A 24,233-nucleotide genomic window follows, 5' to 3' on the forward strand; every position below is an offset into this window, starting at 1 on the left:
TTTGTGTAGAATCTCTTTCTCACGCCGTTCAATATCATAGCAATTTTCTGCAACAAGTTATGAAATTTCTCATTATAGACGACAATCCTGCGGATAGGGAACTCATCATGCGTTTATTGCAGAGGGAATTCCGTGGTTCCAAATTTGTAAATGTTATCCAGCACAGCGATTTTGATGAAGCAATTACCCGGCGTGATTTCGATGTGGTGATCACCGAATATTGTCTTAACTGGGCTGATGGACTGTGGATTCTCAAGAGGATCAGGGAACGGCTTCCTTATATACCAGTAATAATGGTTACTCATACAAAACGGGAAGAGACTGTCGTGGCAGATATAAAATCTGGACTGAACGGCTTTATTCTTAAGAAACATCTGCACTCCCTTCCTGCGACAGTAAGGGAGAGTGTAGAGAAGGTTAAATGGCTTAAACGATTTGAACGCTGTTGTGGAGTGCATGCCACAATGCGTATATTGGCTGAATCCGCTACGCTTCATGAAGCTATTCCAAAAATCCTCCAAACGATATGCGAAAGTCTGGATTGGACCGTTGGTGAGTTTTGGGTTATGGACAGCAAAACGAATGAACTGCGTTTCGTTGAAGCCTGGCATAAGCCGTCAGTAAAGGTTTCAGCGTTTGAGGCACAGAGCCGGCAGATCGTCTTTCCGCCTGGTAGTGGATTACCCGGAAGTGTTTACGCCAGCCGGAAACCTGTCTGGATCACGGATGTTGTCAACGACATAAATTTCCATCGTGCAGCAATCGCTGCCAAAGAGGAATTGCATGGGGCTCTGGGTTTTCCAATTATGTCCGAAAACGATGTACTTGGCATCTTCGTGTTCCTGAGCCACGAGATACAGCCGACGGACGAAGACCTGCTTATGATCCTGACCTCCATTGGTAGCCAGATCGGTCAGTTCATCAAGCGAAAACAGGCGGAAGATTCTCTGCATCAGGCGCACGCAGAGTTAGAGCAACGGATCAGGGAACGCACCACTGCTATGGCGCAAGCAAATGAAGCCTTGAGAAAGGAAATCATCGAGCATAAGATGGCGGATGAAGCATTGCTGAAGAGCGAAGAGCGCTTCAGAAAACTGGCGGAAAAGGTACAATTAATCCTCTGGGAAGCAGACGCCAGGACACGGAAATTCACCTATATAGGCCCCAAGGCTGCAGAGATACTTGGCTATCCATCGGAAACCTGGTATACAGCCAATTTCTGGATCGAGCATATCCACCCGAAAGACCGCGAATGGGCAGTCAATTATTGTGCAGAGATGAGCATGCTGCATGAAAACTATGAATTTGAATACAGGATGCTCGCAGCAGATGGACAAATCGTGTGGTTGCGTGACATCGTCAATGTCGTCCGTGATGAGGTTGGACCAAAGATTTTACGCGGATTTATGATCGACATCACGAAACGCAAACGAATAGAGGAAGAACTGAAGGCGCTTAACGAATCTTTAGAAAAGCGCATCGAGGAACGAACAAAGGAGTTGGTAAAGGTAAATGAAGAACTACAAGTAAAAATCGCCGATCGCAAAATGATAGAAGATGCACTGTATGCAAGTGAGGCCCGATACCGCAACCTCTTTGAAAATTCTCCGGTTTCTCTTTGGGAAGAAGATTTGTCAGAGGTTAAAACCTGCATTGATAGTCTACGAGAATCGGGAATCACAGATTTCAGGACATATTTTGATAATCATTCAGAAGTAATTCATAAATGCGCTGCAAAGGTAAAGATTATCGATGTAAATAAGGCTACGTTGAAGATGTACAAAGCGAAAAGTAAAAAACAGATTCTTCGTGGTTTATCTCAGTCTTTCGACAAAGAATTATTCGATGTGTGCAAGCAGGCACTTATTGCCCTTGCGGAAGGTAAAACCGCGTTTGAAGCGGAAGCTATCACCCGCACGCTTAATGGCTCAAAGAACTGCGTGTTTTTGAGAATGTCCATGGCACCGGGGTTTGAACAAACATGGGCAAGGGTATTTGTTTCTCTTACAGACATCACTGAGCGAAAATGGATTGAGGATGCTCTCAAGCGTAGAATAGATCTTGAAAAGACGATTGCCGGTATCTCCACAAGGTTTGTTATTCTTTCAGATTTTAATAATACTATTTACAAATCTCTGGCCGATGCAGGCCGTTTAAGCAAAGCGGGGAGAGCCTATCTCTTTCAATTCCGCGATAATGGGAAAATCATGGATAACACCCATGAGTGGTGCGATGAGGGAGTCACACCCGAAATCCAGAGTCTCCAAGATCTCCCCACTGCAATGTTTCCCTGGTTCATGGAAAACCTGCGTGCAGGTACTGTCATTCACATCCCCGATGTCTCAAAAATGCCGCCTGAGCGCGATTTTGACAAGGCATTCCCGAAAAAGCAAGGTATCAAATCGCTGTTGGTCTTGCCCGTATATGCCGAGACAGATCTGGTTGGATTTCTTGGTTTTGACAACGTCGTAACAGCCGGTCCATGGCATGAAGAAGATATAACCCTGCTCCGTATCATGTCAGAAATCATAGGAAGCGCAATCGCACGCAAGCGGTCGGAGGCTCTTATTACCTACATGGCCTATCATGATACTCTCACCAGCCTACCCAATCGCAATCTATTGAAAGACCGCCTTCAAGTGGCAGTGGTCCATGCAAAGCGAAATAAAAGTATGGCGGCAGTTATGGTTCTTGACCTGGACAACTTCAAAACCATCAATGATACGCTGGGACACCACGTAGGTGACTTACTGCTCAAGGCTGTTGCCGAACGATTGAAACGATGTGTTCGTGAGAGTGATACGGTTGCCCGTACGGGCGGCGACGAATTTACGGTCATCCTTTATGATCTTGCTCATGTAGAGGACGCTGCTACTGTCGCACAGAAATTTCTTGATGCATTGTACCAATCCTTTCAATTTGAAGGCCGCGAAGTCAACATCACCACCAGCATAGGCATTAGCCTTTATCCCCTGGACGCAGAGGAGACGGAGAATCTGGTCAAAAATGCTGACATAGCCATGTACCTATCCAAGGAACATGGTAAAAATACCTATCGCTTCTACAAGTCAGACATGAATACCCACGGTTAAACAATATTTGACAACAAGGCTGCATTTACCTATGATTATATGTCATGTCTTGTATCTGACATATAATTTCTCCAGCTCCTGAACCGAACAAGCCGGAAGTGTAAAATGAAAATTGCAAGATTAATTTTTCATTTTTCACTGATTTTTGCTAAAAATGCCAAAATTCCAAAAAATTCTCCACCCTGAAAAATTCAATTTAATATTGTACTACACCATCACCAGCTTTGCGGTTACAGCAATTCTGAGTCTGGTAGTGGGGTGGATATTTCCACGCATGGAGAGCCAGGAGTTAATCAAACGAAGTGAAGAATACGCACAATACTTCAGTGCTCATTTGAATTATGAGATTTATAAAGATTTTCTTCTTCCTACACTCCGGAAAGACAAACAAATCGATCTCGAAAACAATCGCAAACAATTTAGGAGACTGGATAAGACCGTCCGGGAGAATTTGTACGGATTAAAAGTAAAGAAACTGTATTTATACGATCTGGAAGGTCGTATCATTTACAGCACAGTGCCAGAACATATCGGATTTACCCTCGACCGTGGTATAAACAAAAAACTGGATTCTGCCATTCATGGCAAACCCGCCTCTGCATTAAGGCTGGCAGGTACAACTGATTCGAAGGGTTCCTCTGTGGTTGAAACCTTACTTGAAAGTTATTATCCCTTTTATGAAATAGAAAATGACGGAACCAAAAAAAAACAGGTAGGGGTATTGGAGATATACCAGGACATGTCAGGATTAAAGAGGCAGATAGCAAGGGCGCGGGAAAAGGCCATTATTATGACGGGGTCGGCAATGGGGGTTTTATTTTTTGCCCTCTTCCTCATAGTCACGAAGGCAGCAAAGATTATCAATGTAAGGACAAAACAGTTGATTGATGCCCGCAATACCTTAGAACACAAAGTAGAGGAAAGGACTCGGGAAATTCGGGAAGCATATAAAAAGTTACAACATACCCAGCGTAAGCTAATACAATCCGAAAAACTGGCAAGTATTGGAACTTTAGTTACCGGACTGGCTCACGAGATTAATAACCCACTAGCTTCTGTAGCCAGTTGTGCCGAAGGCCTGACTGAACGGCTGACCACCCTATTGGAGCACACAGAACAATACCGTCATAGCTTGGCTCAGCAGAACACCAACCAGGAGCAAAATGGGGATCAGATGTCAGAAACCAGGAGTCAGAGTCCAGAGGCACGTCCCCTGACCTCTGCCCCCCCATCCCTGACATCCATGAAACAACGTGCGGCTCAAAACCGGTTTTTACCGTATAATACAACAGAGTTAGACATATTTGCTGAATATCTGAAAATTATCTGCGATGAAACCTATCGGTGTAAAACCATTATCTCGAACCTCCTTAACTTTTCGAGACAGTCAGAACCACAATTTGAACGAGTCGATGTAAACCGTATTATTCATGACACGCTTTCCGTTGTTCAGTATCAGTCTCAGTCAAGGAGTCAAAATATCAAGCTCAACCTCTCCAAAGAGCCGTGCTCTGTGATTGGAGATCCCCAACAATTAAAACAGGTCTTCCTCAATTTAATCATTAATTCACTGCATGCAACCGAAGGCGGTGGTGATATCTCTATATCAACCTGCAAAAAACAGACGGTTGTCCAAATGCTTTTTCGGGATACCGGTAGTGGAATCGAGACAGAACACCTTGATAAAATATTCGACCCGTTCTTTACCACGAAACCAACGGGAAAAGGCACTGGTCTGGGGCTGGCTATATGTTATGGCATCATAGATGTCCATAGTGGAAGGATTGAGGCCTTTAGTGAGGGTACCGGCAAAGGGGCGTGCTTTACGATAACATTGCCTTTAGCAATATAGTTAAATCAGGCTTTTGGCAGCAACTTTTGACTGCTCGTTCCCAAACTCCGTTTGGGAACGCAATGGATCAGAAACTCTGTTTCGAGAAATCAATCGATAAAGTTTCTAACAGTTAAGCAGGCATCCATGAAACAGAGTTTCATGGTAACCTGGTATTCCCAAACAGAGTTTGGGAACAAGCGGGGTAAACTTTGAAATTCCTTGATACTAATTGTAATATTAAGTTTTATTCAATTTCGAATACAAGAACATCATGAGTAAAAAACCTATCATCCTGCTTACAGACGACGAAAATACGTTCCGGAATATCATGGCAAAGGAACTCACCCGTATGGGATACAATGTGACCTGCTGTACTAATGGGCCGGAAACTTTAAAGAACATGCAGGAGCGCGATTTTGACGTGGTCATACTGGACATGAATATGCCCATGATGAATGGAATTGAGACCTTGAAAAAGGTGAAGGAAACGGAGCCTACAACAGAGGTGATTGTTTTGACAGGGCAAGGTTCTATTGAAAATGCCGTTCAAGCTATAAAATTAGGCGCGTACGATTATCTCACTAAACCGTGCCGTTTGAGCGAACTTGACGTACTATTGCAAAAAGCATTAGAAAAAAGGCAGTTAAGCAGAGAAAATGCACATCTCAGGAGATTGGTAAAAGGTGTCCGGGAAATCCCTGCGATGATCGGAAACAGCATCGCAATGAATACTGTTTATAAAATGATCGACAAGGTGGCTCCATCAGATTCCATTGTGCTGATCCAGGGTGAAAGTGGCACAGGAAAGGAGCTCATTGCTCAGACACTTCATCTGCGTAGTACACGGGCAAACAAACCATTCGTGGTGATTAACTGTGCTACTTTGCAGGAAACTTTATTAGAAAGTGAACTTTTTGGACATACGAAAGGGGCATTTACCGGCGCCACAGAATCACGGATAGGTTTATTTGAAGCGGCAGACGGAGGCACACTGTTTCTGGACGAGATCGGAGAACTCACCGTTAACACACAGGCAAAGCTCCTTCGCGTCGTGCAATCAGGCGAGGTGCGGCGTGTCGGTGACAATAAAGCAATTACCGTAGATACCCGTATAATTGCTGCTACCCATAAAAATCTGGCTACAGAAGCAAAAAATGGAAGATTCAGGGAAGACCTGTATTTTCGGTTAAATGTGATTACTTTATCTCTTCCGCCCCTGCGAGAAAGGAAAGAGGACATCCCGCTTTTAATCGACCATTTTCTCCAGAATTTTTGCCAGAATGTCCCGAAAAAGAAAATACTTCCAGAAGCATTAACGGCAATGGCCCAATATAGCTGGCCAGGTAACGTGCGTGAACTGGAAAACACCATGGAACGTCTGGTAGTACTGGCGGAAGGCGAGAACATCTCCATTGAGGATTTACCAGAAGACATTCGCGGAGTATCCCCTTCCCGGAACGCAACCGAGCGCACAGAAGGAACCCTTTCGGAGGTGGAGAAGAAGCATATACTTAAGGTATTACATGAAAAACAGTGGAATAAAACCCTTGCCGCAGAAGCCCTTGGTATATCTCTGAAAACGCTATATAATAAATTGAAAGCTTATCATATTGATTTGTAATGAATTTTTTTGATAATTGAATAAACTTTCATATATAATTACATTGCAATTGCTACAAAAAAGATGTTTTTTTACAATAATACTAAAAAAGGCAATCGGTGAATCCGGATATTTCTATTGTTATTCCCGTATATAACGAGGTCGATAATATCGAACCTCTTGGTCATTCTATCATCAATATTATGCAAGGACAGAACTACGAAGTAATCCTTGTTGATGATGGGAGTACAGATGGAAGTGCCAAAAAATTGAAGGAATGGTGTGCCAAATATACAAATTTTCGCGTCATTCACTTTAAGAGAAATGCTGGCCAAACGGCAGCCATGGACGCCGGCTTTAAACATGCATCAGGGAAATATGTGGTTTCCATGGACGCTGATATGCAGAACGACCCTGCTGATATTCCAAAATTGCTTGAAAAACTCAATACTTATGATATGGTATGCGGGTGGAGGCAGAAGAGGAACGACCCGTGGATCAAACGTATCTCGTCCAAAGTAGCAAACTTTATCAGAAACAAACTGTCACAGGAAGATATCAAAGATACGGGATGTTCCCTGAAGGCTTACCGGAGAGAATGTTTTTATCGAATCAAATTATATAATGGCATGCACCGGTTTTTGCCAACCCTGTTTAAAATGGAAGGCTTTACTGTTACCGAAATTGTGGTAAACCACTATCCAAGGAAATTCGGAAAATCGAAGTACGGTATATCCAACAGGGCACTCAGGGCTTTCAGAGATCTGTTGGTTGTACGATGGATGAAAAAACGTAAACTGAATTATGAGATAGATAATGACTAATTTTGTAACACATATCAACGCCTGGGTAATCTTAGGTTTTCTTGGGCAACTTCTGTTTGGGTCCAGATTTTTTGTGCAATGGTTTGTTTCGGAAAGGCGTGGTGAAAGTATCATCCCGGAGGTATTCTGGTACTTGAGTATGGGAGGCAGCGCCGTATTGTTAACATATGCAATCTACAGGCGTGATCCTGTATTTATTATGGGACAATGTTCAGGGCTTTTTATCTATGTACGCAATGTTATGCTGATCTATAAGAAGAAAAGAATACTGTCCGCGTCTGCTGGGGAGGGATTCGGATTGCAAAAGACTTTTACAGAATAACTTTGCTACCGAACGTATATAATTTTGCCTGTAAAATTGACAATTTCTTAAAATTTTCGAATGCAATTGACCAATTAAGTGAAAAAAAATTTTTTCGCTTTTATCGTACTTTTTACCATATCGTCCTGTAATTATTTACAGGAACAATCCACTCCACACATTAGTACCCGCCTGACGTCAGATAGAAATAAAATCACCACTGTAGCAATTCTGCCATTTAAGAACAAATGCGAGAAAAAAGGGGCAGAAGAAGTACTGCGTAAGTGTTTTTTTACCAACATCAGTATAAAAGGTTACAATCTCCTCAAACTTGAGGAGATCGACGAACGGCTCAATCTCGCTTCAATTGATACCTCCAACCTCGACAAAGAAGACGTCTACAAAGTGGGACGGATCGTGAAGGCAGATGCCCTCATTTACGGTACGGTTACCAAGTGTTGTAAGAAATTTTTCGGCGTATATTCCCAGGTGGTACTCGGGGCAGAGCTAAAGATGGTAGATGCCAGGTCTTCTAAAGTGATATGGCAGGCAGATCATACTGAAAAGACTCATAGTGATGCCATACCCGTTTCGCCCTTCAGCATACCAGAAGCGGTGATAGAAAGTTCAATCAATGTACGAGAAAAGGTAATTGCAGACACTGCCGACCGGCTCGTAAAAAAATTTCTTGCCAGTATCCCGAATAAAGATTTTGACTCCCCCATTAGTGCCAATGTGATTTCCGTCAAATCCGATGGACCTTCAATGGGGGTTTACTATAGGGTACAAGACGGAGACACTTTATCGAGTATTTCTGAAAAATTTTATGATGACACCTCCAGAGCAGAGGAAATCAGCGAAACCAATAAAGATGTATCAGATGTTACTCTAAAAGTTGGACAAGAACTGATCATCCCTGATATGCCAATCCTCAAAGATATTGAAGAATCGCAACAGATAGACAGAAACAAACATAAGAAGACGGTCTATCGCGTAAAGTGGGGTGACAGTTTTTACGAACTTGCCTCCAAGGTCTTTGATGACGGGAAAAGATGGACAATAGTCTACGATGCCAATAAGCATGAAATAAAAGACATCAGGGATCTTCCCGTTGGGCAGGTAATTATCATACCATTAACCATTTCAAAAGCAGATTCATTTAAAAGAGATTAATCGTATTTTCATGTCAAAACAAATAAAATTAGTACAAACGTGCAGTATATAAATTTTCGATGCAGGGTAAGCCTTCTGTTTTTTGTTTGTTTTTTATTACGACTGTGTTTTAGAGGCAAATATCTTGACTGTTGTGACAGCGTAGACTTTGCCCTGGGGATCAGAGATTACGATCTGTCCCTCCTTCAGCCACACTTTCCCGGTTATCCTGTTTATATATTTATCTCACGACTATTTTTCAGATTCTTCGCTGATGAGGCTTGGGCGTTGGTATTACCCGGTGTTTTTTTTAGTAGTCTTACGATCTACCCGCTTTTTTCCCTTGCCAAACAGTTATTTTCTGAAAAGGTTGCCACACTGACGGCAATTCTTTATCTCATCAATCCATTGTGTTGGTTACAAGCCGAAAGGCCCACCTCCGATGCTATGGGCTTATTTTTTGTAACGCTATCCGCCGATTTCTTGTATCGGGCATTTAACCCGATGCTTACGAATTCCAATAGCAAATACTGCCTTTTTTGGGGCGGTCTGGCCTTAGGTCTTGGACTCGGTGTGCGGCTTTCTAATTTTCCATTCATTGTATTATTGATAGGCATCTTATTCTATTTAGCTGTTCAAAGAATGAACCTTAAGACACAGGTCATTTTGTATGGATTCATGGGATTAGTTGCTGGTATTTTTTTCTGGCTTTTCCCACAAATCGGATACATAGGCTGTCGTTCTTTTTTTCAAAATGGCCTTTTATTTTCCTATGGACATTTTACCGATTGGGGTGGCTCGATATTCACCTTTTGTGGATTAAAGCGGATCGTCTGTCTTATGAAGTCAATATGGGTGTGTGGGCTGGGTGGCTGGTGGTATGATACCTCGTTTTTGAGATCGATCCCCTCCATGATTATCATAATCTCCCTTTTTTATTTCCTCAAGTATTATCACTTTGACCGTCGAGGATGGTTCTTAGGACTATATGTTTTCCCTTATTTGCTTTGGGTGATTCTTGGACAAAACGTGGCAAATCCGAGGCATATAATGCCAATCATACCTATGATACTGATACTGATTGCATACGGATTATGCAAAGCCCAGGAAAAAGATTACAAGGGTGTTTTTCTGCTTTTTACCTTGACACTGATTGTTAGTATGTCAGTACTATCGTTCAAATTAGTTGTCAAATATCATAATAATGTCCCGGCGCCAATACAATTAATCCAATTTATTGAAAGGCAATTTAATAATATTTCTACAAGAATCTACTGTAACAACGAGAAAAGATTCTTTGATTATTATGCTCCTCAATGGGACGTGAGAACGGTACGAGATAGAACAGAGTTAAATAGTGACTTATTGTCCTCATTAGGTAAACCCCGAGATATTCTCGTGGTTCATACATCGGGAGAAATGAAACAATTCGGCATAACAAACCCACCTATGATAAAGTTCAAGGGAAACCCATACACCGATAGCACAAGGGAAGGGTTGCAGCTTTATGTGTTGACCGATCCACAAGTCGGGCATCATTTCTAGATTGATACTTTTGTAAGAATTACAATTATTACATGTAAATATTACATAAGTTTATAGACATAGCTGGCCTTACATCAAAAGAGGCAAAAACTTGTTTGACCATAACCTTATTACATTTCAAATATTTACAGCATACTCCCACCTTTATTTCGCTTTTCCACAATACTTGGTACATCCGTTGCGAAGTGTCTAACGTTTGATTTAACATCTCGCCGTGAAAGACATGGAAGCATTCATCAAACACAGAACAGTTTGGATAATAGATAATGAAACAAAAAACGATACTCATAACAGGCGCAACAGGATTTTTAGGAAATTACCTAACCAGAGAACTTTTTGAGGCAGGTTTTTACCTCAAACTTCTTGTCAGAAATTCAGCAAGTGGACAGGCGAAAGAAAGGATTTCTGAAGTGTTCCCATTGGTTGGGGCCACGGAATCCGTGTTTGACACACTCTCTGACCGTATTGAAATAATTGATGGGGATGTTTCTCAAAAGCGCCTTGGACTCAATGCACAGGATTATTCAAGATTATCGGATACCGTTGATGAGGTATTTCACTGTGCCGCTGCAACAAAGTTCTGCAATGGGTCAGACAACACGCTGGTGCCTACCAATGTTTACGGTACTGAACACATATTATGGTTTTGTCTCTCAAACAAACCAAAAAGGCTTCATTATATTAGCACGGCTTATGTCGCGGGGACAAGGCGTGATACAGTCTTTGAGCATGAACTGGAGAAAAGACAGACATTTAATAATAATTACGAAAAAACAAAATTTGATGCAGAGAAATTATTGCAGCAATTTACGAACAAATATACTATACCCACGACGATCTATCGTCCGAGTATTATTGTAGGTGATTCCAAAACCGGTTTTACCCGTAATTACGATAGCATTTATGTATTTGGCAAGGGATTGAACCGTCTTAAAAATTATGAAATGCGAAATAATTACAAAGATCCACAGTGTAGCAGCAGAAACGATATCGGCCATCCTCCATCTTTGAGAATTCCCGGCGATAAACATGCCACGATAAACCTGGTACCCGTGGATTACGTCACACATGCGATCGTTGCCATCTCCGGACAGGCGAATAGTATAAACAAGATATTTCACATCGTAAATCCATCCCCACCCACACTCGGTGAACTTGCCGAGTGGATGACGGTTGCAACAGGTATCCATCGCATAAAGATCGCGCCCATATATGAATTCCAGGCCCGGCCACAAAACTTGCTGGAAAAACTATTTTTGCAGGGAACTGAGGCCTTCCAACCATATCTGTTTGGAGAACCTTGTTTTGATTCCACGAACACAAAAAAACTATTGAGCGGTACAGCGATCGAGTGCCCTTTGATTACCCAGGAACTCATCAACCTGTTTATTCAGTATGCTATTGATACAAATTGGGGTAAGAAAAAACAAATTGAGAAAAATGAATTGTCATGCAAACTGGTTGACAGTATCAAAGTTGTGTGACAATTCTCAAAGCGCATAATATATGCAAATGAAAGAAAGACCGGAAATCCCAGAAAATATAACTCATATCGAATACTTTAACCGATTGTTAAAAGACAGGGTAAATAATTGCACAATTCCCAAAATATCCAGTCTTAATGCTATCATCCAATTCGAGATAACGGATAATGGAAACGGGATTTGGAACATTGTGATAGAAAACGGTTTCGTAAAGGAAGTAACAAAAAAGGCGCTGGAGAAACCCACGTGTACCTTTACCTTGAACAGCAATACATTTCTCTCCATTCTCAGGCGTGAAATAACGCCCCAAAAGGCATTTTTCACAGGAAAGGTTGATATAAAAGGAAACATGCTGTTAGCGCTAAAGATGAATATCCTGGTTAATTACCTCTGATATGTATTATGTAAAGGAGCGTCGTATGAGACAAAAATTACTATTATCTGGCAAGACCTCGTTATTTATGCAAAGAATATCAATAATTATATCGTTGGTATTAGTGGTACTGACGATTGGTAACTTTTTTCTAAAAACATTCACGATCATTGATGATTCCAGTGCAGGCCAGAAAAATGCCGAAAATAAAGCGGTTGCAATTACTCCCTGCACTATAAAAGTCACAGGAAATGGTAGTAGCGGCAGTAATGATAAAAGTGTTTTTCGTTGTTTAAATAGCCCTTTTCAAAACAGTGCGATTCAGGGTAGGGAATATTCCTATAGTTATTTTGTGAGTGATCACCACTGGGACAATGATGATGGTAGCCATTATGACGAAGAAGACATCGATGTTTATAACGAAGAGGACAGAGAAAACGAATGTGATCGGGAAACTGCCAAAAAGGCATCTTAGGGCTAATACCTTTTCTGATGTCACAATTGGACTCATATTTAGTACATCTTATTCTTTTTACAAGCAACGAAAGTCCTTTACCGAGGAATTGCATTATGCGATATTTAATCACCGAGGGGTTCTTAAAATACATTATTTGTCTCTTAGGTATAACCATTTTTCTACTGAACGGAAATGGGATATCTTTTGCCGATAAAGTAAAAATTGATTACGATAATGGTTTTTTTCACCAGGACGATGAAGAAGATTATGACGAGAGTGAAGGAGATGACGACGATGGAGAGGATGACGATGAAAGCCACAATGCAGGGAGGAATTGTCTGACCAGCGATTGTCATTCCAATGGCAATGAGCATCATTTTTCTGTTGGTGGAACGATTTACACCGATGCCGATGGTACGGCCAGGAGAACGGGAGCGGAAATAAAGGTAATAGATGCGACCGGCACCACAACCATTTTAAGGTCTGATGGGTTAGGGAATTTTTATTCTGAGAAGACCCTGAATGCCCCCTTTATCATATCAGCATTGTATGGAGGTCGCGAGGTAAAAATGCCTATCCCAGCCCCTGATGGCGGTTGTAATGCCGAGAGTTGCCATGTGATTGGCGTTGCCGGAAGGGTCTTTATCAGCACGAATGATCTTGACTTGACCGGCACGGTAACTGAGGCCGCATCAGGGAGAGTATCTTCGGAAATAAGTTATAACGGCGACATAAAATCAATTCTTGATGCAAAATGCATTATCTGCCATAGCTCAGGAGGAATAAAAAGTGACGTTCCATTAACAACGTATACTGAGGTAACAGATCCAAGACTGGTAATACCAGGAAGTGCCGATTCTCTCTTATTAAAGAGGGTTGATAAAAATTCGAGTATAGGTACTATGTGGAAATATCTTAATAGTCGCAGTGATTACAAAAAAATGAAAAAATGGATCGTCAAATATAATGCTCAAGAGTTTTCTTCCGGCCAGGTATCTTCTGTTGGGGAAGCGATATCAGCAGCCAGGGTCAGTCTCCGCCAGAATGGAAGTGTCAGATACAAGGCAGTCACTGATGCTGAGGGTACATTCGTAATGAAATCGGTAAAGGCTGGAGAGTACATCTTGAAAATTTCTAAGAAGGGTTACAAAACTTACAAACAAAGCTATCAAATGAATCAAAGCAACGTTATACCTCTGGAAATTACGATCAAGAAGAAATAGTAATTGTGACTGCTGCATAATGAAGATGTCAGTAATTGTAATGATGATAAATTGCATGGATATTGGTTCTTTTTAAGGGAGGATGTATGTTTACGCAGATGAAAAAATGTTTTGTATCTGGGGCTTTTATTGCTGGTATATTTACAACGGGGGCTATCCTCCCGGCAGCGGCATCCGCAAAAGACAAAATCGTGGGGACAGTAAGCAGCCTGGATGAAAGTACGGGAGCGATCACGATAATAGATAATCTTGTACAAGTGGATGCCAGTACTGCAACGATAAAGGTAAAGGGGGTTGATAATGCAATACTTTCGGATATTCAGGAAGGTGACATTATTAAGATTACGGGCAGCGCCGATGATTCAGGCGTCATCGAAGCAATACGTATTAAAGACCCTGTAAAACTAAATAAAAAATATGACGGCAAAATCACGGGAAAAACAGAAAAGGTAAACACTTCGAAAGATACCTTTCTCATTATGGGTCAACCGGTAGATGCTGGCAATCTACCGGGTGTTATCATGGGTGGAAGAACGATTTCGTTTGATACTATGCGTTCGGGCGTCAGTGTTGATGTATATGTTACAGCCAAGGATAGCCAGTTGGTCGCAAAAAAAATGATCATACGTTCTGAGAGTTGTAACTTTTGTCACTAATAGGCAAGTAACTTATTTTTACAATTTTTAAAAAGGAATAGTCCAATGAAATATTTACAAAAAACTGTACTCTGTATTGGATTGAGTGTTGCCCTATACGGTACTCTTTCGAATACTTTATTCGCATCGGCGGTGGGTCCTATCGCTTACTGCACCGGCGCCCCAAATGACCACGGTACTTGTAGTGCAGACGGTTGTCACAATTCCTTTAGCCTTGATTCGGGAAACGCAATATTTTCAATAACTGTCCCCACCGTTTATACTCCTGGCAAGATGGTAAAATTGAAGGTTTCCTTTAGTAATTCCAACGGGAAAATGCATGGATTCGAGATGACGGCGCTGGATGCCAACGGCAACAGGGTTGGAACGTTCAAAAAAATAGGAAATACTACCCAGGTTATTCCACCGAACGACTCCCGGGGGTTGGAGCAGGCGGACAAGGGTAAATATATCGAGCATACCTTCAAAGGCATTAAAAAGAAAACCTGGAAACTGAAGTGGAAGGCCCCCAGCGATGCCACTGATCCAATCACATTTTATGCGGCTGGATGCGAAGCAAACGGGGACGGAGCCGCTACCGATGATTATATTTATACCGTTACCGCAGAAACATCTCCTGCGCCTTAAAAGAAGCTGAGTGTTGATGAAATTTGCACATTTGTGCCTGTTATTCGGAGTTTCGGTAAGAAATAATAAATTAAGGGATGAAATTTTACCGATGGAAACAAATCGATTGCATGCATTCTTAAAACAACATCATTTGTTTTGTATCCTTGTGAGTGCAAGTATCTTTCTTTTCTTTTTTGAATTAGGCAGCAGGAGTTTTGAGATTAAGGACGCTCGTCGGTTTGCAGAGATTACCCAAGAGATGATACAAGGAGGAAGCTGGCTAGTGCTCCATAAACATGGCGAAATCTACATGAATAAACCACCCATGCTGATGTGGTTGATTGCCCTTTTTTCTTCCATCGGACATCAAGTAACCCCCCTTACCGCCCGATTACCTAGCGCCATTGCAGGCTTTTCAAGTATCCTTGTGATTTATTACTTTACCCAGAAATTCTATAATCAACGCGCTGCCTTCATCGCAGCTATTATCCTTGCTACTTCTCATAGATATTTCTGGTATGGCCGGTCTGCCTTCCCCGATATGCTCTTTACCCTCTTTATAACACTGGCCCTCTTTTCCTTTTACCTCGGATACAAACAAAACAAGGAATTTTATATCGGTATGCATCTCTCCATGTTCTTTGCCACCTTAACGAAGGGGCCGCTGGGAATTATCTTTATCCTCAGTATTATTGTCGCTTTTTTGGCTTTCCAAAGGAATTTGAAGACCTTCAAAGAACTGAAATGGCAATGGGGTAGTATCCTCATCATAATAATGGTCGGCATTTGTATCGCATATTGCTTAAAGGTAGGGTTTGAACCTTTTATAACTGCCATAAAGAGAGAATTTTTGACTCGGGTTAATAAACCTGTAAATAACGGCGAACCTTTTTATTATTATTTTGTGAATATTTGGGCAGATTTCCTCCCGTGGTCATTATTCATCCCATTAGCCGCCATCTATGCCTATAAAAAATGGCGCCTGGGAGATGAATACATTACATTCATTTTCTGCTGGGCCATACTCGTTTTTACAATTCTCTGTGTAGCCAAGGCAAAACACCCGCGGTATATGCTCCCCCTTTATCCCGCATTATCGATCTTAATGGCAGCTCTCATTGAAGATACATTAAAAGAGTCGGTCATACTTCCTTCGTGGTTACGCTCATCTGTACGTTGGATTATTTTCACCATGATCGGACTGACGGCAATCCTGCTTGTTATTGTGCCTGCCTACTTTTTCAACTATTCCTGGGTTGGAATATTCGTCTCCTTGATAATACTTCTCATTGCAATGAAGGTGTTTTTCTTTCTCCGTCAGAAGAATGGACTAGTCAATATGTATTTTGCTATGTGTATGCTCATAACCGTCATAGGATGGGGAATATATGTGCATTGTCTTACTATTCATTCACGGAATGAAACCTTTGGAACAAAGCTGACTTATGCGATAGAAAAAGACTTGGGTGACCTGAATACATACCATATATGCGGTTATGAACTGGGGGGATCTTTATGGAATATTGTAAATATGAGTCTGAACATGTATGTCCCGATGATCAACAGTATACAGGAATTAAAGGCCTTTATGAATGCCCCTGACCACAAACCACTCTGTATCGTTGAGAAGAAAATTTTTGAAAAAATAAAGGATTATGTGCTTGATGATTCACTGAACACATTATCTGTTTGCACAACAAAACGTCAAGTAACGCTCATTTTTAAAAGAAACAATCACACAGATTCTATGCGCCCCGTATATTTTGAAATTCCCGATATAAAAAATTGAAGAGATACGTCCGAATCCTTCTCAAATATAGAATAATAATTCTGACCTGTGTAATCATCATAACCACATTTTTTGGTTATTACGCCATGAGAATGAGTACCGATAATTCCATCGAGATCTGGCTTTCAGAGAATGATAAGGATATGGATTATTATAAGGTATTTTTAGAGAAATTCGGAGATGAGGAGTTTTTAGTTGTAGCCTTCAGTGCAGTTAATATACTCACCAAAGACCGTATCCAATACATTAACACAATTGCAGAAAAACTAAAAAAATTGGATGGTATTGGGAGGGTAATCTCGATAGCCGACGTATTTAAAGATAAGATTACATCTCCTGTTTTTCAGAAAAAAATCGCGTCTCAACAGGGTCGTACTTTCATGAACATTTTTAAACAGCAACTACTCACAGATTCACTCTATCAGAATACTGTTATTTCTCAAAACGGTAAGACCACAGCCATAATTGCTACCGTGAAATGTGCAGGACCGAATTCGAGAAAACAATTAGTGTCCAAGGTCAAAAAAGTACTTAAAGAAACAACTGTCAGACCGGCGGACACGGAGAAGAGAAAACAGAAGTATTATTTAGCAGGCCCTTCCGTTGTAAACGCGGAACTTGATCGAATGTCAAAGCAAGACATGACTAAATTTACGCCGCTTATGTTTGCGATGTCGATTATTGTATTAGGATGCTTGTTTAAAAAAATTTCAGGGATATTAATTCCCATGTTGACCGTTGGGGTATGTATCATATGGATTACCGGATGTTTTGTGCTTTTTGGCCAGACGATGAATATGATTTCAAATATGCTCCTCCCCCTGACCTTTATTATTGCTCTTTCTGCCTCGATCCATCTGATCAGTTATTATTACCGGGAAAGTAAATTTTCCGCACATACAGAGGATGCTATCTATAATACCTTACGACACGTCGGCATTCCAATTCTTATGACCAGCATCACAACGGCTATTGGGTTCGTTTCACTGACAACCAGCAGCATTCCCCCCGTTTTCATCACAGGTTTGTTTATGGGAGGTTGTGCAGCGCTTACCTTTATTATCGGCATGACGCTTATACCCATACTCCTTTCCTTTGTCCCATCGCATAGGTCTATTGATGCCGAAAATATATTATTATCTGAAAATTCTTTGGCAGAGAGGCATGATAGAAAACGAGGCTTTGATCTGCTTCTATCAGGATTAGGTCGTTTTATCATAAACTACAAGGGATATGTCCTTCTCAGTGGCCTTGTTGTGGGTTTATTCTTTGTGTGGGGCATCTCAAAACTTCAGGTAGAATCCGACCTTATGGCTTCCTTCCCCAAAAATAGTCAGATTGCAAGAGATAATGCCCATATCGAAAGTCATCTCATGGGCTTGCTGCCTGTAGAAATCGTTGCTGAAGCAACGAATGGTATCAGCATACTTCAGCCGGGCGTACTGAACAATCTGGTAGATCTCCAAAAATATCTTCACGGAATACCTGAAGTGACTGGTTCGCTTTCTGTGGCAAATTATATTCAGAAAACGCATCAACTTATGAATGATGATAAGCCACAATATTACGCTATCCCGGATACTGAAAAAGAGTCTATGGATTATGTAAAACTGGCTTCTGTATATGGTGATAAATATGTCAATTGCCTGTATACAAAAGGACATACAGATGCAAGAATATCAGTCCGGATGAAACAGGTTGGCTCGAACCGATATCAGGCCGTTATAAAATCGATAAAAGAATACATTCACAAACATCTCGATACAACTGCGCTGACATGGCATATCACAGGGATAGTTCCCCTTTTGATCAGTGTTCAGGATAACATCCTCCGGAGTGAGATACAGTCCTTTTCCCTGGCATTTTTGCTGACCTTTATTTCAACAGCAGTCGTTCTTAAATCCATAAAAATCGGGCTTATCAGTGTTATTCCAAATTTGTTGCCCAGTACAATAACACTGGGTTTGATGGGACTCACGGGCATGAAACTTGATGCGGCAACGGTCATGATTGCCAGCATTGCGCTGGGGATTTCTGTCGATAACACGATCCACATCTTTTATCGTTTTAAAAAAGAATTATCTGTTTCCGGAGATGCTTCAAAGGCAATTTGTCATACCTTAGAAGGGGTTGGGAAAACGGCATTGTTTACTTCCTTATCAGCAGCTATTGGGTTTATGGTATTCTCTTTTTCAAGTTTTAAACCTGTGCAATATTTTGGGATACTCACAAGCGTAACGATGTTAAATGCAATCATATCCGACTTATTTATATCTCCCAGTTGCCTGATGCTGTTTAAACCGAAATTTTAACCGTAACGTAGGGGAGATTTCAAACCTTCCCCTACAAATTTTAGAAAAAGGTAATTTTCCCATGATACAAACCGGAGTAGGAACCAATAAAAATAATACTTCAATAAATTCTGGACTTTTCACCAAGTGTGAATTCAGCAGATTAGACCGACGGCCTGATAAAGCTATTCTTCAGGATGCAGAGTGGTTTGGTATGTCGGCAGATGAGTGGGTGAAACGGGTAATATCAATTCATTTTGACCCTGACATGGGCTCACCCTATTGGCTCCAGAAGGAAAAGGAGTTAGGTATCAATGCGAGAAATGATATCTCTTCTCTGGAAGATCTGCACATCCTGGGACCGATGGAGGAAGAAGACCTTCGGCGTTACCCGATAGAATATTTCATTCCAAAAATTCACCTTAAAAATAAGGAACAATTCATATTGGGGGAAACGGCAGGAACAACCGGTCTCCCGAAAGTAACGGCTTATTTGAAGAAAGAATTCTATGTCACATTCGTGGAATGGTTCCGGTACATCGCAGAATACAGGGGATTTCCTCGGGGCGCTCATTGGCTATGGGTAGGTCCCAGTGGCCCTCACATTATAGGCAAAGCCGTTGGTCCTGTGGCACAGAGTATGGGGAGTATGGACCCATTTTCCATTGATATGGATCCACGATGGGTAAAGAAACTAAAGCAGGATTCCCTGGGATATAAGAGGTATCTTAACCATATTCTTGAGCAGGCGCTGAATATAGTGAAACGACAACGTATCGAAGTAATTTATTCAACCCCTCCCTTGCTGCTCAGATTGGCTGAGGAAATGAATTTTGCGCAAAGAATGCAGATTCGCGGTATTCACTATGGCGGGGTTGCCATTGAACAGGAGCAACTCAAAAGATTCCGAAGTGAGCTTTTTCCATACGCTGTCCACATTGCTGGGTATGGAAATACCCTGTTTGGTCTGTGTATGGAAATTGAAGCATCTTTGAATGGCGATCTGGACTATTATCCTCCCGGACCTCGCATGGCGTTACAGGTCGTTTCAACAAGAAACGGTATTTATCCTGACAGGAATCGTCTTGCCCATACAGTTGGCTATGGTGAAAAGGGCCAGGTAGTGTGTCACCGACTTGACATGTCCTTTTTCATTCCCAACATGTTTGAGAGAGATGAAGCCATACGGATTGCGCCCACCAAAAATGCACAGTCCCTCGGTATTTATCAGGACGGTGTCAGAAATCCATCGCTGTTAACCGGATTAGAAGTAAACGCAAAGGTAGGAGTATATTAGGAAGAAAGCATTCAGCGGTCAGTATATTTAGTATCTTTCAAAAATAATTTTGACATTTTTAGCGAAAATTGGTGACAGACGAAAGACGACAGACGTCCCACGTCATTTCGTCCATCGTCTGCCGTCTAAAAAAGTTGTCTTTTCCGACTCGTTCGGATTAGGTTCAATCGAGGACGATTGAACCAGCAAATACCAGCAAATACCAGCAAATGAATACATTTTTTAGAAAAAGGATGTTATGAAATTATCAGAAACCAAAATTGAACTTCTTGCACCCGCAGGCCGCTGGGAGGCATTGACTGCTGTAATAGATGCCGGCGCCGATGCAGTATATATCGGCGGCAAGCGCTTTAACATGCGGCTTCACAGGTCAGATTTCAATTTTACAGACGAACAAATTGTAGAAGCCGTACGATATGTCCACTCAAAGAACGCGAAACTGTACATTACCGTAAACAATCTTCTCTGTAATGATGAGATAAACGCTGCAGGGCACTTCCTTAACTTTTTGAGTGAAATTCAGGTAGATGCTATTATTGTCCAGGATCTGGGTGTTTTAAATCTGATCAGGAAGATGGGCATTCCCACACCTGTCCATATCAGTACAATGATGAATATCCATAATATTGAATCCGCATTAACACTGAAAGACTTGGGGATAAGCCGTATTGTTACATCCCGGGACATTTCCCTTGACCAGGTGAAGGAAATACAGGAAAAGGCCGGAATTGAAGTTGAGTATTTTGTGCATGGCGACTTGTGTGTTTGCCAGAGCGGGCAATGCTATGCCAGCGGCGTGCTTTTCAGTAAGAGCGCAAATCGCGGTGAGTGTATGAAACCGTGTCGCTGGCATTATACCCTCGTAGAAAGTGTTTCAGGACAACCCATAGGAGACCTGCCTTCGGGTCACTTACTGGCTATGAAGGATATGTGCCTCTTGAGACATATTCCTGACCTTATTCATGCGGGAGTATGCTCCTTTAAAATAGAGGGTCGCATGAGACATGCCGATTTCCTGAAAGAAGTCGTCGGCATCTATCGTAAGGCAATAGATACCTATCTTGATAATCCCGCAGCTTATTATCTAAATTCAACAGAGTATGAACAACTCTATAATCACCGGGTACGCGAATTTACAACGTCAATGGCATTCACACCTGCGTCCGCTTCTCTTGTCGATATCTCGGGGAGTCGTGAACCCCTCTTCTTAAGCCGTGCAGCAAAAGAGACATCACTTTCAAAAGAGGATATTTATACTGATCCCTTTGAATTTCAAATTAAAGAGGACACTGAGAAAGAAGAAATAATCAACTTTCAAACGGCACACTCAGATATAAGACATCCACTATTATCAGTAAAAATAAGCTCTATGAACGCCCTGAAGTCGGCGTTGGATGAGGGTGCAGACCGTATCTATATTAGCGGAGAAGTCTCACCATTGAAAAAAGAGTTTTGGACAAAGGCATCATACCGGGAGGCATGCAAGAGGGTCCATGATGCCGGGAAAACCATTGGAATAGGCACACCCCGCATAACTACTTCCCGCGAGATGGCTGATATGGCATGGTTATTTGAGCAGGCGGCATCATCAGGTATCGATTATGTGCTTGTTCATAATCTGGGTGCAATACGTCTGGCAAAGAAATTCGGATTAAATATTTTGGGAGACTATTCATTAAACGTCCTGAACGTACAAGCTTTCAACCTTCTTGAAGAATTGGAAGTCTCCGGAGTCACAGCCGCCCTGGAATGTTCCTATAAACATTTGAAACAATTATCTTACAAAGCGCCGTTACCCGTAGAATGTGTCGTTCATGGACCAGTTCCCGGTATGATACTCGAACACTGTATCCCGGCCATGGTGACCTCTAAATCACATAAAAAAGATCACTGCCGACAGGTGTGCCAATATATGGGATACGCACTCAGAGATGAACGGGAAGAAGTACGACCCATCGAAAATGATCAGTACTGCCGTACCCATCTCCTGTTAGCAAGAGATATCTGTGTATTGCCATACCTTCATTCCTTTGTGCAGACTGGCACAAAAGTATTACGGATTGAGGCACAATATTATAATGACTCCTTGGTAAAAACCCTGGTGAGCATGTATCATAAATATTTAAGCATATATGCAGAACACCCTGGTATTTCATTGCCGATACAGGAAAGTGAATGGGACATATTAACTGAAAATAGTCCAAGGGGATTTAACCTGGGCGGCTATGCGCAGGATATAACTCACTCAAAAAGTACAGCAGAGGTAATGAAGAGTATCAGACAGTGACGAATGAAAATATCCGGAGGAAAAAAATCTTTTTCAACAGCATTGCTCAAACCCAGCTACCAAAATTTTAAGGGCATTTTTGTATAAATTTCATTATTTTATTGCAGCTCCGCTGCGCCAGGAATATTGTATCAACTATGACAACAAACCATATAGGACCTGATGCCATTCTCCGGAAAAAGCTGGAATATCTTATTCCATGCGTTTACCATTTTTATAAAAAACCGATGCAGATCATCAAGGGTCAAATGCAGTACCTTTACGATCATACGGGTAAGCAGTATCTTGATTTTTATGGCGGGGTGTCTGTAATGAACGCAGGGCACTGTAACCCGGAGGTTGTGGAGAAGATCTGTGAGCAGATGAGAACGCTTCAGCATACCACCGCCATCTATCTCACCCAGCCCATGATAGACCTTGCTGAAAAACTGGCGCTGATTACCCCCCCGTCACTCAAACGGTCTTTCTTCTGTGCCAGCGGGTCCGAGGCCAATGAAGGTGCCGCGCTTCTTGCCCAATTGTATACTAAAAAACACAAATTTGTCGCCGTCCAGCAGGGGCTCCACGGCCGTACGAAGCTTACTATGAATCTTACAGGGCTTCCGATGTGGAGAACCGATCCCAATCCTTCTGGAGATATTGTCCACATTCCGGGGGCATACTGCTACCGATGTGCTTATGGACTTACATATCCCCTCTGCGATTTACGATGCGCAAGGTATCTTGAGGATGTTGTTAAAAACGGCGAGTTTGCAGCCTTTATTGTTGAACCAATTCAGGGTAACGGCGGTATTATCACACCGCCTTCCGGCTATTTTCAATTGATTCGGAAAATCCTTGACACCTATAATATGCTCTTTATAACGGATGAGGTGCAGACAGGGTTCGGTCGGACGGGAGAGATGTTTGCCATTGAGCATTGGAATGTTATACCCGATATTATGACTATGGCAAAGGCCCTGGCCAATGGCACTCCCATCGGAGCCTTTATCACAAATGATAAAATCGCCTTATCCTATACACGTCCTGGCGCTTCCACGACCGGCGGCAATCCCGTATCAGCTACGGCAGCACTGGCGACAATGGACGTTATTGAAAGGTATCAGCTCGTGCAAAGGGCAAAAGACCTTGGAAACTATTTTAAAGACAAACTGATTGAACTGCAACAAAGGCATAAGCTTATGGGAGAGGTGCGCGGAAAGGGACTAATGCTGGGTGTTGAACTGGTCAAGGAGAATAAGATTCCTGCAGCCGAAGAAACAGACAACATCCTCGAAGATTTCAAAGATCGTGGTATCTTAGCGGGAAAAACGGGTGTATCACGGAATGTGCTTACTTTCCAGCCGCCTTTGGTAATTACACGTGAAGATATAGATCGTGTGATAGAGGCTTTGGACGAGATACTTTTTGACTGAAATA

Annotated in this window: 18 protein-coding genes; all 18 read left to right on the top strand. The window is 41.9% G+C overall.

From position 1 onward, the window contains the following. Positions 1-59: 59 nt before the first annotated feature. The gene (locus tag BROSI_RS02055) at positions 60-3,092 is read left to right on the top strand and encodes a diguanylate cyclase domain-containing protein (protein ID WP_052561906.1); all 3,033 of its coding nucleotides are present in this window, start codon (positions 60-62) and stop codon (positions 3,090-3,092) included. A 154-nt stretch (positions 3,093-3,246) separates the two neighbouring features. After that, positions 3,247-4,944 (top strand): sensor histidine kinase, encoded by a 1,698-nt coding sequence (locus BROSI_RS02060; RefSeq protein WP_052561907.1) that lies wholly within the window; start codon positions 3,247-3,249, stop codon positions 4,942-4,944. Between the two features lie 253 nt (positions 4,945-5,197). Beyond that, a complete protein-coding gene (locus tag BROSI_RS02065; RefSeq protein WP_052561908.1) occupies positions 5,198-6,547 on the top strand; it encodes a sigma-54-dependent transcriptional regulator in 1,350 nt (449 codons plus the stop codon). Positions 6,548-6,645: 98 nt separating this feature from the next. Further along, entirely contained in the window at positions 6,646-7,350 is a 705-nt protein-coding gene (locus tag BROSI_RS02070) for a glycosyltransferase family 2 protein (RefSeq protein ID WP_052561909.1), read from the top strand. After that, positions 7,343-7,672: a lipid-A-disaccharide synthase N-terminal domain-containing protein gene (locus BROSI_RS02075; RefSeq protein WP_052561912.1), complete on the top strand. Its 330-nt coding sequence runs from the start codon at positions 7,343-7,345 to the stop codon at positions 7,670-7,672. The genes BROSI_RS02070 and BROSI_RS02075 overlap by 8 nt, the downstream gene beginning before the upstream one ends. A gap of 78 nt (positions 7,673-7,750) precedes the next feature. Continuing rightward, complete coding sequence (locus BROSI_RS02080; protein WP_052561914.1) at positions 7,751-8,824, top strand: GNA1162 family protein; 1,074 nt, start codon at positions 7,751-7,753, stop codon at positions 8,822-8,824. A 39-nt stretch (positions 8,825-8,863) separates the two neighbouring features. Further along, positions 8,864-10,348 (top strand): ArnT family glycosyltransferase, encoded by a 1,485-nt coding sequence (locus BROSI_RS02085; RefSeq protein WP_052561916.1) that lies wholly within the window; start codon positions 8,864-8,866, stop codon positions 10,346-10,348. Positions 10,349-10,614: 266 nt separating this feature from the next. Continuing rightward, positions 10,615-11,832 carry an SDR family oxidoreductase gene (locus BROSI_RS02090; RefSeq protein ID WP_052561917.1) on the top strand — a complete coding sequence of 406 codons (1,218 nt, stop codon included), beginning with the start codon at positions 10,615-10,617 and terminating at the stop codon, positions 11,830-11,832. 28 nt (positions 11,833-11,860) lie between these two features. Beyond that, a complete protein-coding gene (locus tag BROSI_RS02095) occupies positions 11,861-12,226 on the top strand; it encodes an SCP2 sterol-binding domain-containing protein (protein ID WP_157842322.1) in 366 nt (121 codons plus the stop codon). Positions 12,227-12,251: 25 nt separating this feature from the next. Then, complete coding sequence (locus tag BROSI_RS02100; protein WP_052561921.1) at positions 12,252-12,680, top strand: hypothetical protein; 429 nt, start codon at positions 12,252-12,254, stop codon at positions 12,678-12,680. 95 nt (positions 12,681-12,775) lie between these two features. Then, positions 12,776-13,885: a carboxypeptidase-like regulatory domain-containing protein gene (locus tag BROSI_RS02105; RefSeq protein ID WP_052561923.1), complete on the top strand. Its 1,110-nt coding sequence runs from the start codon at positions 12,776-12,778 to the stop codon at positions 13,883-13,885. Between the two features lie 98 nt (positions 13,886-13,983). Next, positions 13,984-14,541, top strand: a complete 558-nt coding sequence (locus BROSI_RS02110; protein ID WP_157842323.1) for a DUF5666 domain-containing protein — start codon at positions 13,984-13,986, stop codon at positions 14,539-14,541. A gap of 45 nt (positions 14,542-14,586) precedes the next feature. Continuing rightward, positions 14,587-15,168 carry a choice-of-anchor V domain-containing protein gene (locus BROSI_RS02115; protein WP_052561931.1) on the top strand — a complete coding sequence of 194 codons (582 nt, stop codon included), beginning with the start codon at positions 14,587-14,589 and terminating at the stop codon, positions 15,166-15,168. Positions 15,169-15,259: 91 nt separating this feature from the next. Further along, positions 15,260-16,939, top strand: coding sequence for an ArnT family glycosyltransferase (locus BROSI_RS02120; protein WP_157842324.1), 1,680 nt, complete (start codon positions 15,260-15,262; stop codon positions 16,937-16,939). Between the two features lie 92 nt (positions 16,940-17,031). Next, on the top strand, positions 17,032-19,251 hold the full coding sequence (locus tag BROSI_RS02125) for an efflux RND transporter permease subunit (RefSeq protein ID WP_052561934.1): 2,220 nt from the start codon (positions 17,032-17,034) through the stop codon (positions 19,249-19,251). A gap of 61 nt (positions 19,252-19,312) precedes the next feature. Further along, positions 19,313-20,527 (top strand): phenylacetate--CoA ligase family protein, encoded by a 1,215-nt coding sequence (locus BROSI_RS02130; protein WP_052561936.1) that lies wholly within the window; start codon positions 19,313-19,315, stop codon positions 20,525-20,527. Between the two features lie 238 nt (positions 20,528-20,765). Further along, a complete protein-coding gene (locus tag BROSI_RS02135; protein WP_052561938.1) occupies positions 20,766-22,814 on the top strand; it encodes a peptidase U32 family protein in 2,049 nt (682 codons plus the stop codon). Positions 22,815-22,951: 137 nt separating this feature from the next. Then, positions 22,952-24,229 (top strand): aspartate aminotransferase family protein, encoded by a 1,278-nt coding sequence (locus BROSI_RS02140; protein ID WP_052561940.1) that lies wholly within the window; start codon positions 22,952-22,954, stop codon positions 24,227-24,229. The last annotated feature ends 4 nt before the right edge of the window (positions 24,230-24,233 follow it).

The sequence above is a fragment of the Candidatus Brocadia sinica JPN1 genome (assembly GCF_000949635.1).
GTDB lineage: Bacteria > Planctomycetota > Brocadiia > Brocadiales > Brocadiaceae > Brocadia > Brocadia sinica.

Bases quoted from the DNA above. Each gene is read 5' to 3' on its own strand.
- BROSI_RS02055 (WP_052561906.1), top strand. From the start codon at position 60: ATGAAATTTCTCATTATAGACGACAATCCTGCGGATAGGGAACTCATC.
- BROSI_RS02060 (WP_052561907.1), top strand. From the start codon at position 3,247: ATGCCAAAATTCCAAAAAATTCTCCACCCTGAAAAATTCAATTTAATA.
- BROSI_RS02065 (WP_052561908.1), top strand. From the start codon at position 5,198: ATGAGTAAAAAACCTATCATCCTGCTTACAGACGACGAAAATACGTTC.
- BROSI_RS02075 (WP_052561912.1), top strand. From the start codon at position 7,343: ATGACTAATTTTGTAACACATATCAACGCCTGGGTAATCTTAGGTTTT.
- BROSI_RS02090 (WP_052561917.1), top strand. From the start codon at position 10,615: ATGAAACAAAAAACGATACTCATAACAGGCGCAACAGGATTTTTAGGA.
- BROSI_RS02095 (WP_157842322.1), top strand. From the start codon at position 11,861: ATGAAAGAAAGACCGGAAATCCCAGAAAATATAACTCATATCGAATAC.
- BROSI_RS02100 (WP_052561921.1), top strand. From the start codon at position 12,252: ATGAGACAAAAATTACTATTATCTGGCAAGACCTCGTTATTTATGCAA.
- BROSI_RS02105 (WP_052561923.1), top strand. From the start codon at position 12,776: ATGCGATATTTAATCACCGAGGGGTTCTTAAAATACATTATTTGTCTC.
- BROSI_RS02110 (WP_157842323.1), top strand. From the start codon at position 13,984: ATGAAAAAATGTTTTGTATCTGGGGCTTTTATTGCTGGTATATTTACA.
- BROSI_RS02115 (WP_052561931.1), top strand. From the start codon at position 14,587: ATGAAATATTTACAAAAAACTGTACTCTGTATTGGATTGAGTGTTGCC.
- BROSI_RS02120 (WP_157842324.1), top strand. From the start codon at position 15,260: ATGGAAACAAATCGATTGCATGCATTCTTAAAACAACATCATTTGTTT.
- BROSI_RS02125 (WP_052561934.1), top strand. From the start codon at position 17,032: ATGAGTACCGATAATTCCATCGAGATCTGGCTTTCAGAGAATGATAAG.
- BROSI_RS02130 (WP_052561936.1), top strand. From the start codon at position 19,313: ATGATACAAACCGGAGTAGGAACCAATAAAAATAATACTTCAATAAAT.
- BROSI_RS02135 (WP_052561938.1), top strand. From the start codon at position 20,766: ATGAAATTATCAGAAACCAAAATTGAACTTCTTGCACCCGCAGGCCGC.
- BROSI_RS02140 (WP_052561940.1), top strand. From the start codon at position 22,952: ATGACAACAAACCATATAGGACCTGATGCCATTCTCCGGAAAAAGCTG.